Genomic DNA, 14,244 nt, shown 5'->3' with positions numbered 1-14,244 from the left:
AATATAAAGATAAATTAGGAAAAATCTGACGAAAATTCCGGATGAAGACATTCTAAAAAAGGATTTCGTTGACAAATAAATAAGTTTAAACTAACATTGGTTATAGGAAGGTAACTGAAGGGAGGAGAATTATGTTTCTGGAAATAAGAGGAATTAAAAAGTCATTCGGGACAGGCGACAGCCGTGTGAACGTGTTGAAAGGTCTGGATCTGGATATTGAAAAAGGAGAATTTTGTGTCTTGCTTGGACCATCCGGTTCGGGTAAATCAACACTTCTGAATATCATAGGGGGAATTGATGGTGCTGATGAGGGCAGTATCACGATTGAAGGCGAACGTCTGGAGGATATGACGGAGAAGAAACTTTCACTGTATAGAAGAAAGCATCTGGGATATATTTTTCAGATGTATAACCTGATACCGAATCTGACGGTACGGGAGAATATTGAAGTAGGGGCATATTTGAGTGATCATCCGTTAGATGTGGATGAATTGTTACATACGCTTGGTCTTTATGAACATCAGAAAAAACTGCCGAATCAGTTATCAGGAGGACAGCAGCAGAGAACTGCGATCGGACGTGCAATTGTCAAGAATCCGGATATCCTGTTGTGCGATGAGCCGACCGGTGCGCTGGATTATCATACGTCCAAGGAAATCCTGAAACTGGTCGAGACGGTAAATCAGAGATATGGCAATACGATTATCATGGTTACACATAATGATGCGATCAAAGACATGGCCGACCGGGTAGTAAAGTTAAGAGACGGAATGATTCGGAAGAATTACAGAAATGAAGTAAAGATTCCGGCGATCAATCTGGAATGGTAAGGAGGACATAACAGATGAAAAGTCCTTTAAGAAAAAGATTGCCGAGAGAATTAAAAAGTGAATTTGGAAAGTATTTAGTTGTCTTTATCATGATGGCAATAACGATTGGTTTCGTATCAGGATTCCTGGTAGCTGATGGAAGTATGCTCCGGGCATATGATGACAGCTTTCAAAAATACAATATCGAAGACGGATATTTCCAGACGAAGAAGAAGCTGACTCCGGCACAGAAAGAAGATATTGAAAAATCGGATGTAAAGGTATATGAGAATTTTTATATAGAGCAAAAGCTTACGAACGGAAGTACCATACGATTTTTCAAGAACCGGAAAGAGGTAGATAAGGTCTGCCTGATGAAGGGGAAGATGCCGAAAAAGTCCGGTGAGATTGCTGTGGACCGTATGTATGCAGATAATAATGAGCTGAAAGTCGGGGATACGGTGAAAAGTCGAAAGAAGACATTCCGGATTACAGGTCTTGTGGCACTTTCCGATTACAGTGCATTATTTCAAAATAATAATGATACGATGTTTGATGCTGTAAAGTTCGGAGTGGCAATTGTTACAGACAAAGATTTTGAAGCATTGAATCAGGTAAAGGTACAGTATAATTATGCCTGGATCTATGATAAAAAACCTGCAACAGAGAAAAAAGAAAAGAAGATGGCCGAAGATCTGATGGAAGACATGGCAGATGTCGTGACGATAGAAAGTTTTGTACCACAATACCAGAATCAGTCGATCCATTTTACAGGGGATGATATGGGAAGTGACCGTGCGATGATCGTTATGCTGCTTTATATTGTAATGGCGATTCTTGCATTTGTATTCGGTATTACGATCAGCAATACGATCAGGAAAGAAGCGGGCGTGATCGGAACACTGCGTGCATCCGGGTATACAAGGCGTGAATTGATCTTACATTATATGGCACTTCCGGTTGTGATCACACTGATCGGGGCACTGGTCGGAAATATTCTCGGATATACAGTATTAAAGCAGGTATGTGCGGGGATGTACTATGGAAGTTACAGCCTTCCGACATATGTAACGGTCTGGAATGCAGAAGCATTCTGGATGACAACGGTTGTACCGGTTATTATCATGCTGGTGATCAACTATGGAATTTTACATTACAAATTAAGACTGTCGCCGCTTAAGTTCATAAGAAGAGATCTTTCTTCCAGAAAACAAAAAAGGGCAGTTCATTTAAGTACAAAACTCGGTATCTTCCGCAGATTCCGTCTGAGAGTTATTTTTCAGAATATCAGTAATTATTTGGTGCTGTTTGTAGGAATTATATTTGCAAATCTGCTGTTATTCTTCGGATTGCTGCTCCCGTCGGTACTGAACCATTATCAGGAAGAAATACAGGAAAATATGCTGGCAAAGTACCAGTATATGCTGGAGGTTCCGACGGATGCAATCAGTGGAAGTAAACTGGAAAGTTTACTATCGCTGATGCAGTATTCGAACGGCACGAAGACAGATAACAAGACAGCAGAAAAATTCAGTGCATACGCATTAAATACAATTCCGGGAGAGGCCAAGAGCGAAGAGGTAGTATTGTACGGAGTAGAACCGGACAGTAAGTATATTAAGGCAGATCTGGGAGATGGCGTATATATATCGACGGCATATGCAGATAAGTATCAAGTAGAACCGGGAGATAAGATTACATTAAAAGAAAAATACGAACGCAAACGCTACACATTCAAAGTAAAAGGAGTCTATGATTACAGCGGGGCAATCAGTGTATTTATGAGCCGTGACAAATTAAACGAGACATTTGATCTTGGAAGTGATTATTATGCGGGATATTTTGCAAATACAAAGATTAAAGACATTGATGAGAAATACATAGGGTCTGTAGTTGATCTGGAAGCACTGACGAAGGTATCAAGACAGCTGGATGTATCCATGGGAAATATGATGGGACTGGTCAATGGATTTGCGATCATGATCTATATGATTGTCATTTATCTGTTGTCAAAGATCATTATCGAGAAAAATGCGCAGTCCATTTCCATGACGAAGATCCTTGGATATACCAACGGAGAGATCAGCAGGTTGTATATTATGTCAACCATGGTTGTAGTTGTAATAGAACTGCTATTAAGTCTTCCGATTGAAACGGTGGTTATGAACGTAATCTTCCGTGTAATGATGATGGAAAGTCTGACCGGATGGATCACACTGTGGATCGATCCAAAGATATATGTGGAAATGTTCCTGACAGGATTCATTACTTATGGTGTGGTAGCACTTCTTGAATACCGCAAGATTAAGAAAGTTCCGATGGATGAAGCATTGAAGAATGTGGAATGATCAAAAGAACGCATAGAAACGTATGACAGAAGTAATTGAATATAAAAAGAGGAGGAGAGAGAAGAGAAAAGTAGTTGCCCTAATGCTTTCTGGAATGATGATATCAGAGCTTCACTAGAATAAAAGAAAGGCAGAAAGGTGAAGTGAAGTTCATTATTGAGAAGAAAGGAACAAAATGATGAGAATCTAGGGGAAGACGAAGCTGCATTTATAGCGATGCACATCGTTTCGGCCGAACTTGGCAGCGGAAGTAATGTAGATGTTAATAAGATTACGAAATTGATTAATGCAGTTCTTCAGATTGTCAGAATCCATTTTAAGATAGAATTTAACGAGAAATCGATATCGTATGAACGGTTTCTAACTCATTTGAAATTTTTTGCGACCAGAGTATTTGATAATACCATTTATCAAGACAGCATGCAGGAAATATACAAAGTATTGATAGAAGAGAATGAATATGCTTATTCAGGAGTCAGAAAAATTGTGGAATATATTGAAAAACAGTATTCCTACAAATTGACAATAGATGAAAGATTATATTTATTAATACACATTAAAAGAATATTAGATGAACAATCAGAATAGATTGCAGGTTTGTTATTATTCAGTTAAGCAAGACCTGACTTAAAAGAAAGCAGCGGTCCCGGGAAGCGTATGCTCTTTTAAGTCGGGTCTTTGTTATATATATGAAAAAATAAAAAAGAAAATTGAGGTAAATGAAAATGGATTACGAAAGTATAGCAAAAAAAATCCTCCAAAGAGTCGGGGGAAAGGAAAATGTAATCAGCCTGGTACATTGTATGACGAGACTGCGTTTTACATTAAAAGATGAATCAATTGTAGACGATGAAGCAGTGAAAAAGACCAAAGGCGTTATGGGAATCATGAAAAAAGCCGGTCAGTATCAGATTATCATCGGTAATGATGTGGCAAATGTCTATGCAGAGCTTAATAAGCTTGGAAATTTTTCAAAAGAAGTACCGAAAAAAGCACCACAGAATAAGGAAAAACAGAATGTATTTTCTATGCTGATGGATACAATCTCCGGTATCATGGCACCGGTTATTCCGGCGATCATCGGAGCTACAATGATCAAAGTACTTCTTACATTACTTCCAATGATCGGTGTTCTGAGTACAAAAGGTGATACTTATAATCTGTTAAGTGTTATGGGTGACGGCGCATTTTTCTTTATGCCGGTATTGATTGCGATATCTGCATCTAAAAAATTTGGAACGAATATGTATTATGCGGCAAGTATAGCGTTGATTATGTTGCATCCAAATTTTATTTCATTCATGAATAGTGCAAATGATGCAAAAGAAACTGTAAAATTTCTTAAATTTATTCCGGTAACATATGCATCTTATGCTTATTCTGTTATTCCGATTATTCTGGCAGTATGGTCGCTGAAATATGTCGAGCGTCTGGTAGATAAGATTACACCGGTAGTAACCAAGAACTTCTTAAAACCGATGTTGGTAGTGCTGATCGAAGCACCTATTGCATTGATTATTCTTGGACCTTTAGGTGCAATCTGTGGTAACGTATTATCAACAGTTGTTTATACAATTCATGATAAACTTGGATTTATTGCGATCGGTCTTGTGGCGGGTGTATATCCTTTCGTTGTTATGGCAGGTATGCATCATGCATTTACACCAATCAAACTGGGAATGATTGCTTCCACAGGATTTGAAAACTTTATCTGTATCGGAGAACTTTGCTCTAACATGGCACAGGGTGCTGCATCGCTTGCAGTAGCAGTAAAGAGTAAGAACAAAGATTTTAAACAGATTGCCGGATCTTCTGCATTTTCGGCATTATTTGCAGGAATTACAGAGCCAGCTCTGTATGGTGTAACATTACGTTTGAAACGTCCGATGTTAGGAGCATGTATCGGTGCTGCTGCAGGTGGATTATTTGGTGGATTTTTCCAGATGAAATGTTTTGGTATTGCGACACCTGCGATCGTAACAATCGTTCAGTATGTAGAAAAAGGGAAACCGCAGAGTCTGTTATTTGCAGCACTTACGATTCTCCTTACAATAGTGGTTGCATTCATTGCGACAATGATCATTGGATTTGAAGATGTAGTAGATGAAAATGATGATGAATTAGACATGCTGGAAACAGAAAGCAAAGAAGAAGTAAAAGTAATGGAGAATGCGATTGATATTGCAAGTCCGGCAGAAGGAAAAGCAATTTCACTGTCAGAAGTTGCAGATGCAACATTTGCACAGGAAATTCTTGGAAAAGGTGCGGCAATTGTTCCGGAAAAAGGAGTGATCTATGCACCATTTGATGGAAAAGTAGATGTGATGTTTGAAACGGGACATGCAGTAGGTCTTGTAGGAGAGAATGGGGTAGAACTTCTGGTACACATCGGAATCGATACCGTAAATCTGGAAGGAAAATATTTCTCACCGAAGAAAGCAGCAGGAGATGTTGTGAAAAAGGGTGATGTGTTGATCGAATTTGATATTGAAAAAATAAAAGAGGCTGGATATGATGTAACAACGCCGGTGATCGTTTCAAACACAGATCAGTATGCAATAGTTGAAAAAACAGCAACAGGAGAAGTAACAAAAGAAAGTAACCTTATCAAAGTTCAGTAAAGGAAAGGAATATGGATATGGAAGAAATGAAAGTGACAAGATTTCCAAAAGACTTTCTATGGGGAAGCGCTTCAGCGGCTTATCAGATTGAAGGTGGATGGAAAGAAGATGGAAAAGGTGTGACAAACTGGGATACATTTGTACGTATCCCAGGGAAAACATATAAAGCAACGACCGGTGATGTAGCGGTAGATCATTATCACCACTATAAAGAGGATATTGCATTAATGGCAGAGATGGGATTAAAAACATACCGGTTTTCTATCTCCTGGGCCCGTATTTATCCGGAAGGAAGAGGTACGGTCAATGAAAAAGGACTTGCATTTTATCAGGATATTATTGATGAATGCTTGAAATATGGAATTGAGCCGATGGTGACAATTTTCCACTGGGATCTTCCGCAGGCACTGGTGGATCTGTATGGTGGATGGGAAAGCCCGGAGATCATTCAGGATTATGTGACTTATGCAAAGACTCTCTTCGAAAACTTTGGCGATAAAGTGAAATACTGGATTACATTAAACGAACAGAATATATTTACTTCTCTTGGTTGGTTGACAGCACAGCATCCGCCTGGAAAATTTGATGACCAGAAGACTTTTTATCAGGTTAATCATTATGCTTTTATGGCACATGCCAGGGCAGTACTTGCTTATCGTGAAATGGGTGGAAAAGGAGAGATTGGTGCAAGCTTTGCGTATGTACCATCCTATGCGTTGGACTGCAAACCGGTAAATGCAATGGCAAAACGTGATTATGATGAATTGAAAAATTTCTGGTGGATGGATATATATGCATATGGGCGTTATCCAAAAGCTGCGATGGCTTATCTGAAGAAAAAAGGTTATGCTCCGGAAATTTTAGATGAAGATATGGAGATATTGAAAAAAGCTGCCGGAGAGATTACATTCATGGGTGTAAATTATTATCAGAGTTGTGTGTGTGAGTATAATCCAATGGATGGAGTTACGCCGTATGGTACGATGAATACAACAGGTGTAAAGGGATCTGCCCAAGAACTGGGAATGCAGGGAATATATAAGAATCCAGTAAATCCATATCTTATGACAACAGATTGGGATTGGACGATAGATCCGATGGGGCTTCGCTTTTGCTGCCGTGAAATTACAAGCCGTTATGGTCTGCCAATTGTGATTTCTGAAAATGGATTGGGAGCATTTGATAAAAAGACAGAAGATGATCAGATTCATGATGAATATAGAATCCATTATCTGGAAGAACATTTGAAAGAACTGGGAAAAGCAATTGAAGAAGGCTGTGAAGTTCTGGCATACTGTACATGGTCATTCACAGATCTTTTAAGCTGGTTAAATGGTTATCAGAAACGTTATGGTTTCGTATATGTAGACCGTGAAGAGGAAGAAGGCGGTACATTAAACCGCTATAAAAAAGATAGCTTTTACTGGTATCAGGGTGTTATCAAATCTGATGGGGAGAATTTGTATAAATAGGTATAAATAAAAAAGATTATTGTGATACAGAAATGAAATTCCGGCACAATAATCTTTTTTGTTTACAAATTCAGGAATATACGACCATGCATGCGCTGGTCATGGAATACATCGAAGGACCTGCAATTGATGACAAAGAAAAAATTCTTTCAGACGGCTATGATATGGGAGAGATTGACGTTATGGAAGTGAAGATGGATTTGATGGAAGTCATGAAGGAGAATAAAACCAGCATGCCGCAGGGGCTTACGATGCTGGAAAGACATGTGGTAATAGGACTCTAGGTGATAGCTGCTTCTGATCAGCTCAAGCATTATCTGCACGACCGATATGAAGGCAGAGATATGGGAATGTCGGGGGGGTACGTTTGGGTATTTGTTTGCATTTACGATTGTGTTGTATCTGCTGATTAAGCATATCTTTCATTTTAACCTTCTGGTTACATACAAAGGTTCGATCGGTGACAGCCGTCATGATGCATTAAATAGAAAATCACGTGTAAAGAATAAATACAACAACTGTCTTGTCACATGTAAATAACAGTGGTATAATGTGAAAAGTTTAAGCGGTCAGAAGAATATATGTGGAGGGACTGTCCGTAAACGGAAAGCAGTATAGAAAAGAGGATGTTGTATTATGAAACTGAATGCAGATACAGTAATCGTAGGAAGCGGAGTCGCAGGACTTTTCAGCGCGTTGAATTTACCAAGAGAACAGGATATTATATTAATTACCAAGTCAGATCTGGAAAGCAGTGATTCGTTCCTTGCACAGGGGGGAATCTGTGTATTAAGAGACGAAAGCGACTACGACAGTTATTTTGAAGACACGATGAAAGCCGGTCATTATGAGAACCGGAAAGAATCTGTAGATATCATGATCCGTAATTCCAGAGATATCATCAATGATCTGGTAAAGTATGGCGTAGAGTTTGAAAAGAAGGACGGCGAATTTGCCTATACAAGAGAGGGAGCGCACTCCAGACCGAGAATCCTGTTTCATGAAGATGTGACAGGAAAAGAAATCACCAGCAAGCTGCTGGCACAGGTAAAGAAGCTTGAAAATGTGAAAATGTATGAATATACAGAGATGACAGATGTGATCATCGAAGATGATAAATGTGTAGGAATCAAGGCAAAGAATGAAAAGGGAACGTATGAAATTTATGCAGAAAATACGATCCTTGCAAGTGGCGGTATCGGCGGAACCTATCAGCATTCCACGAATTTTCCACATCTGACAGGGGATGCGATTGAGATTGCAAAGAAGCATGGAATCTGTCTGGAACATCTGGACTATGTACAGATCCATCCGACAACTTTATATTCCAAGAAACCGGGAAGACGTTTCCTGATCTCAGAATCGGTACGTGGTGAAGGAGCGGTCCTTTATAATAAGAACAAAGAACGTTTTGTAGACGAACTGCTTCCAAGAGATGTTGTGACAAAAGCAATCAGAGAAGAGATGGAAAAAGAAGGAACTGATCATGTATGGCTTTCTATGGAACATATACCAAAAGAAACGATTTTAAAGCATTTCCCAAATATCTATGAACATTGTCTGGAAGAAGGATATGACGTAACGAAAGAATGCATCCCGGTTGTACCGGCACAGCATTATTTTATGGGTGGAATCTGGGTAGATTCAGACAGCAGAACTTCTATGGAACACCTGTATGCAGTCGGGGAGACAAGCTGTAATGGTGTACATGGTGCTAACCGTCTGGCAAGTAACTCACTTCTGGAAAGTCTGGTATTTGCAAAGCGCGCAGCAACAAAGATTACAAAAGAAGAAACACAGGAAAAAATATCTGAACGTAAAGCGGTATAAGATGTTATAATAAATGCAGTATACGGATGCATAGATAAAAATTGCTATCTGTCAAAAAATGAATAGAAAAATAAACAGGAAAAGGACAGAAACAGACGAACAGGAAGAATGATAAAGGAGACAAGCATAATATGAATAACATAACAATGACTTTACAGGTAGACCACCTGATCATGGAAGCATTAAGAGAAGATATTTCAAGTGAGGACGTGACCACCAATGCGGTCATGCACGAAGCTGTAACCGGAGAAGTAGATCTGATCTGTAAACAGGATGGTGTGATCGCAGGACTTCAGATATTTCAGAGAGTCTTCGAATTATTAGATAAAGATACAAAAGTAGAATTTTTCTGCAAAGATGGCGATGAAGTAAAGAATGGACAGTTAATGGGGAAAGTAACCGGAGATATCCGTGTACTCCTTTCCGGAGAAAGAGTTGCGCTGAATTATCTGCAGAGAATGAGTGGAATCGCAAGTTATACACATTCCGTAGCATCGCTTCTGGAGGGAAGTAAGACAAAACTTCTGGATACCAGAAAGACGACTCCGAATATGAGAATTTTTGAAAAATATGCAGTCAGAGTGGGTGGCGGATACAATCACCGTTATAATCTGTCTGATGGAGTGTTGCTGAAAGACAATCACATCGGTGCAGCAGGAAGCGTGACAAAAGCTGTTCAGATGGCAAAAGAATATGCACCATTTGTACGTAAGATCGAGGTAGAAGTTGAAAATCTGGATATGGTGAAAGAAGCGGTAGAAGCAGGGGCAGACATTATCATGCTCGATAATATGTCCACGGAAGAGATGCAGGAAGCAATCCGCATCATTGACGGACGTGCCGAGACCGAGTGTTCCGGTAATGTAACGAAAGAGAATATCAGCAGACTGACTTCTCTCGGCGTAGATTATATTTCCAGCGGAGCACTGACACATTCCGCACCGATTTTAGATATTTCCTTAAAGCACCTTCATGCGGTATAATAGATGTAATTACCGTGTGTGGAGAAAAATACATGGATAAATAGATCATTTGGGAAAATAACATGGGAGGTGGCAACAGGAAATGCATGGATCTGAAAGAAGAGAACAGATAATCAGACAGATTCAGGAAAGCAAAGCTCCGGTATCCGGAACAAAGCTTGCTTCTCTTTATAGTGTCAGCCGTCAGGTGATCGTGCAGGATATCGCACTGATCCGCTCAGCAGGATATGAGATCATATCTACAAACCGCGGCTATATATTGAACCAGCCAAAGACGGTGTGTCGGATATTTAAAGTACAGCACACAGATGAACAGCTGGAAGAAGAGCTGAATACGATCGTTGACCTGGGAGGATGTGTAGACAATGTCATGATCCATCACAGAGTCTATGGAAAGATGGAGGCGGAACTGGCCTTAAGTTCCCGGAGAAAGGTCGGAGCATTTATGGAAGATATCCGAAGTGGCAAGTCCAGTCCGCTTAAGAACATCACATCCAACTATCATTATCATAAGGTCAGTGCCGACAGCGAAGAGACGCTGGATCTGATCGAGCAGGAGCTGAGGGAAAAAGGATTTCTGGTAGAGGAAAGGCGACAGGCAGTATAAAAATTGACAGAATAATTGAATGAAATATATGGTATTTTCTGACGGAAACAGGTATAATAGGGACAAAGAAATCGTGATACTTTCATCCGAAGGAGGGATACCTATGACGACACATAAGATCATAACAATAGGCAGACAGTTTGGAAGCGGCGGCCATGAGATTGGCAACCTTCTTGCAACAAGACTGGATATTCCGTTATATGATAACAATCTGGTCAGAATGGCAGCGGAGAAGATGGATATCAGAGAAGAGACTGCAAAGGCGATTGATGAGACGTCTCTTACCAGTTTTGTATCCAGTTATCTGATCACACCGATGGGATATTCTTCCTATATTAATTCGGAAGAATATGTACAGCCGTTATCTGAACAGATGTATGAATTACAGACGGAAATTATCAAAAAGCTTGCAGAACGCGGACCATGTGTAATCGTTGGAAGATGTGCGGACTATATCTTGAAGGATAATCCGAACTGTATCAATGTATTTATCTGTGCTGACAGGGCTGACCGTATCAAACGTATTGCAGAAAGATACGATGTGTCTGAGAAGAAGGCTCTCGACCGCATTAAACGAATGGACAGAGAACGGAAATACTATTACGAAACCCATACGGGGCAGGAATGGGGAAGCATCAGTTCTCATGAGATATTGTTGAATGCAAGCCTTCTTGGAATTGAAGGGACCGTAGATATACTGGAGGGAATCTATAAAAGATAACTGACAATGAATATAATCTAATAATGTATAAAACAGAAATGAGCAGTGTACGCTGCTCATTTCTTGTGTGTTGTGATGTATTTGATTATGATTCGAATCCCAGTACGGTTTCACTGTTCTGAATATCTGAGTATAACTTCAAATGCATGCCTTCCGTATGGCATACTTTTACAATGTCTTCATACTCTTTACAATCCGGCAGTATTTCCGTGAGAATGTTAGGCATATCGTAAAAAACAGTACGATTAAAAATCCGTGTCTTTGGAGTGTCAAATAACGCGGTGTAAAAAATCTCTGCCTCTACCAGATCCTGGAACATATGGCTTCCGTAAGAAAGCTCCGGCATGTATCCAACTTCACTGTCCGACATTTCGCAGATTGCACAGAAGTGATTGATCGCGGCAAAGCTTACAGGAACCCCAAGTTCCGGTGAGGAAGTTCCGATACGTCCAGGTACGAACAAAAGCAAGTTCTGATTGCTTTTGCGGAAATGATGATTGATATCTCCGATAATATGAGCGATATCTGGTTTTCGTTTATACGGGAATTCATAATAAGCCCTGGAGTCGACGAAGACTACATAGTCAATATCTTCTGCCCGGGACCCGCCCATGGAAGAACCGGTAACGGAGAACACTGTTTTATCTTCCGGGAGCGAAGGAACGGTTACGGCATCTCTTCTTGTGCCGACCTGAAGCGGTCTGCACTGTAACAGGTTAAATACAAATTCACCGGTATCAGTTCCATTGATGGTGAATTCGATGTCGACAGGATATTGGTAAGCCTGCTGCAATGTATGAAGAAGAGCAGGGTGTCCGGAAAAATGCATGTATAAAAGTTCCTTTCCTTCTTCATAAAGCTGGTTACAGAGTGGAGCTACAAAGTGCATATAGTCATCCATGCTGGATACCTGCCAGACGACATTATCGCCCATACGGATGGAATCAAGCATAGAGTCAAGACCCGGAAGACCGGACCGGATTCGTTCAAAAGTACTCATATGATCACTTCCCTTCTGTGAAAATAGTCTATATATAATGTATTATACAGAAAAAAAGACTGAAAATTACAGAATAACTGAGAAAAAATATGTAATGCCGAATGGCATGTTTTGCTTGAAAAATACGGACATACAAACTAGAATAAAAATGTTATGAAAAAATAGATAAAGGAGAGATAGAAATTATGGAAATGCTGATTGATGTATTTACTGATGCGGCGATTGACTGTATTAAGATGCTCCCGTTTCTGTTTCTGGCCTTTCTGCTGATAGAGGCACTGGAACACTATTCCAGTGATTTTACAAAAAAGCTTATGATAAAAGTAGATAAGGCCGGACCGGTAGTAGGAGCAGTAGTAGGATGTGTTCCACAGTGTGGATTTTCAGTTATGGCAGCCAATCTATATTCTGGAGGGATTATTACGATCGGAACATTGATTGCTGTATTTCTGGCAACATCGGACGAAGCAATTCTTATTATTATGGGAAATCCGGAGCATGCCGGCAAGATTGGTATATTGCTTCTGGCGAAAGTGATCATTGCGATCGTTGCAGGATATCTGGTGGATATTTTCTTTAAAAAGGAAATTGCAGTTCCACATCATGAAGGAGAACTCTGTCATGACTGTGGATGTCACAATCATTCATCCGGAATTGTAAAGCCGGCACTTCGTCATACCGGAAAGATATTCTTATATTTATTTGTATTTACATTTATTTTAAATCTGTGTATTGAAGTACTGGGAATTGACAGGATTTCTGCTATGATGCTGGGGGATACAGTATTCCAGCCGGTGATTGCAGCATTGATCGGATTGCTCCCTAACTGTGCGGCATCTGTGATTCTGACACAGCTATATTTAAGTGGAGCAATTTCATTTGCATCGGTTATTGCGGGATTGTGTACAGGGGCCGGAATTGGTCTGGTCGTTTTGTTTAAGGTAAATCCGGATAAGAAAGAAAACGTAAAGATTATTGCAGTATTATATGGAATTGCTGTGGCAGCAGGGCTGATTTTAGAGATGTTTGGTGTGTAATGTGCATGTAATATGGCGTGGAATTGCATTTTTGGAAGAATGTGTTATAATATTGACAACTAGGTAATAGGGCTTAGAGAGATTTAGGAGGAAATAAAATGGCTACAAAAAAAGTAACAACAGCAACCACAAAAGATGTAACTGCTAAAGTAACTGCACCAGAAACTAAGACATCAGAAAAAGCAGAGACAGTAAAGAAAGCAGAGACAGTGAAGGTAGTGGCAGCAGCAGAGCCGAAGAAGATAGAGAAGGAGACTGAGAAGGAAGTCGCAGCTCCAAAGGCAGAGCCAGTAAACTCAATTGTAAAAGAAGAAAAAGCTAAGCCGGAAGAAAAAAAGGCTGAGAAGAAAGCAGAAGAGAAGAAAACCGAGCCTAAGGCAGCAGAAAAGAAAACGGCAGAGAAAAAAGTAACTGCCAAAAAAGCAGAAGAAAAAGCACCTGCTAAAAAGACGACAGCTAAGAAGACAACGACAAAGAAAACAACAGCTAAGAAATCTACAGCAAAGAAAGAGATTAAAGTAAGTGCTTTTGTTGAATACTATGGAAAACAGGTGGAAGAAAAAGAAATCATTGCAAGAGTAAAAAAAGCATGGACATCTTCTGGAAACAAAATCGGAGATATCAAGACAATGGATTTATACATAAAGCCAGAAGAGTCAGCTGTTTATTATGTAATTAACGGAACATCAACGGGAGCAGTAGCATTCTAAAGGCAGATATGGAACCAGAGGCTGTGAATCTTCGGAAACACGGCCTTTTATACTTTTGAGAATACAAAACCGGCAGCGGTGGTTATGTATAATGAGGGGTATAAGA

The 14,244-nt window shown here is 39.9% G+C and carries 14 protein-coding genes; 13 read left to right on the top strand and 1 reads right to left on the bottom strand.

The window, feature by feature from the left end:
- Nucleotides 1-131 precede the first annotated feature (131 nt).
- From NCY30_RS05050 to NCY30_RS05005, 11 genes are all read left to right on the top strand, one after another.
- Nucleotides 132-830, top strand: coding sequence for an ABC transporter ATP-binding protein (locus NCY30_RS05050; protein ID WP_055194806.1), 699 nt, complete (start codon nucleotides 132-134; stop codon nucleotides 828-830).
- A 14-nt stretch (nucleotides 831-844) separates the two neighbouring features.
- Complete coding sequence (locus NCY30_RS05045; protein WP_055194804.1) at nucleotides 845-3,157, top strand: ABC transporter permease; 2,313 nt, start codon at nucleotides 845-847, stop codon at nucleotides 3,155-3,157.
- A gap of 156 nt (nucleotides 3,158-3,313) precedes the next feature.
- Nucleotides 3,314-3,745, top strand: coding sequence for a PRD domain-containing protein (locus NCY30_RS05040; RefSeq protein ID WP_243259945.1), 432 nt, complete (start codon nucleotides 3,314-3,316; stop codon nucleotides 3,743-3,745).
- Nucleotides 3,746-3,882: 137 nt separating this feature from the next.
- Nucleotides 3,883-5,778, top strand: a complete 1,896-nt coding sequence (locus NCY30_RS05035; protein ID WP_250818531.1) for a beta-glucoside-specific PTS transporter subunit IIABC — start codon at nucleotides 3,883-3,885, stop codon at nucleotides 5,776-5,778.
- A gap of 17 nt (nucleotides 5,779-5,795) precedes the next feature.
- Nucleotides 5,796-7,250, top strand: coding sequence for a glycoside hydrolase family 1 protein (locus NCY30_RS05030; RefSeq protein WP_044919496.1), 1,455 nt, complete (start codon nucleotides 5,796-5,798; stop codon nucleotides 7,248-7,250).
- Between the two features lie 86 nt (nucleotides 7,251-7,336).
- Nucleotides 7,337-7,534 (top strand): hypothetical protein, encoded by a 198-nt coding sequence (locus NCY30_RS15435; protein ID WP_022416205.1) that lies wholly within the window; start codon nucleotides 7,337-7,339, stop codon nucleotides 7,532-7,534.
- Nucleotides 7,535-7,625: 91 nt separating this feature from the next.
- The gene (locus NCY30_RS15430) at nucleotides 7,626-7,790 is read left to right on the top strand and encodes a hypothetical protein (RefSeq protein WP_207641758.1); all 165 of its coding nucleotides are present in this window, start codon (nucleotides 7,626-7,628) and stop codon (nucleotides 7,788-7,790) included.
- 96 nt (nucleotides 7,791-7,886) lie between these two features.
- On the top strand, nucleotides 7,887-9,080 hold the full coding sequence (locus NCY30_RS05020) for an L-aspartate oxidase (protein ID WP_055194802.1): 1,194 nt from the start codon (nucleotides 7,887-7,889) through the stop codon (nucleotides 9,078-9,080).
- A gap of 131 nt (nucleotides 9,081-9,211) precedes the next feature.
- Nucleotides 9,212-10,063 carry a carboxylating nicotinate-nucleotide diphosphorylase gene (nadC, locus tag NCY30_RS05015; protein WP_022416208.1) on the top strand — a complete coding sequence of 284 codons (852 nt, stop codon included), beginning with the start codon at nucleotides 9,212-9,214 and terminating at the stop codon, nucleotides 10,061-10,063.
- Nucleotides 10,064-10,145: 82 nt separating this feature from the next.
- A complete protein-coding gene (locus NCY30_RS05010; protein WP_161159092.1) occupies nucleotides 10,146-10,670 on the top strand; it encodes a transcription repressor NadR in 525 nt (174 codons plus the stop codon).
- A gap of 103 nt (nucleotides 10,671-10,773) precedes the next feature.
- A complete protein-coding gene (locus NCY30_RS05005; RefSeq protein WP_250818530.1) occupies nucleotides 10,774-11,391 on the top strand; it encodes a cytidylate kinase-like family protein in 618 nt (205 codons plus the stop codon).
- Nucleotides 11,392-11,476: 85 nt separating this feature from the next.
- Here the strand turns inward: NCY30_RS05005 and NCY30_RS05000 are convergent, their stop codons facing one another.
- The gene (locus NCY30_RS05000) at nucleotides 11,477-12,391 is read right to left on the bottom strand and encodes a PEP/pyruvate-binding domain-containing protein (protein ID WP_243141409.1); all 915 of its coding nucleotides are present in this window, start codon (nucleotides 12,389-12,391) and stop codon (nucleotides 11,477-11,479) included.
- 185 nt (nucleotides 12,392-12,576) lie between these two features.
- Here NCY30_RS05000 and NCY30_RS04995 point away from each other — a divergent pair, with 185 nt between their 5' ends.
- Both NCY30_RS04995 and NCY30_RS04990 read left to right on the top strand, forming a co-directional pair.
- Nucleotides 12,577-13,428, top strand: coding sequence for a putative manganese transporter (locus NCY30_RS04995; RefSeq protein ID WP_006426310.1), 852 nt, complete (start codon nucleotides 12,577-12,579; stop codon nucleotides 13,426-13,428).
- A gap of 98 nt (nucleotides 13,429-13,526) precedes the next feature.
- On the top strand, nucleotides 13,527-14,138 hold the full coding sequence (locus tag NCY30_RS04990) for a DUF6465 family protein (protein WP_161159091.1): 612 nt from the start codon (nucleotides 13,527-13,529) through the stop codon (nucleotides 14,136-14,138).
- The last annotated feature ends 106 nt before the right edge of the window (nucleotides 14,139-14,244 follow it).

Source organism: Dorea sp. MB18-49, assembly GCF_023669465.1.
In the GTDB taxonomy this organism is placed as follows: domain Bacteria; phylum Bacillota; class Clostridia; order Lachnospirales; family Lachnospiraceae; genus Dorea_A; species Dorea_A longicatena.
The sequence above is the reverse complement of the archived record's forward strand: the minus strand, read 5'-3'. Positions and strand labels throughout refer to the sequence as shown.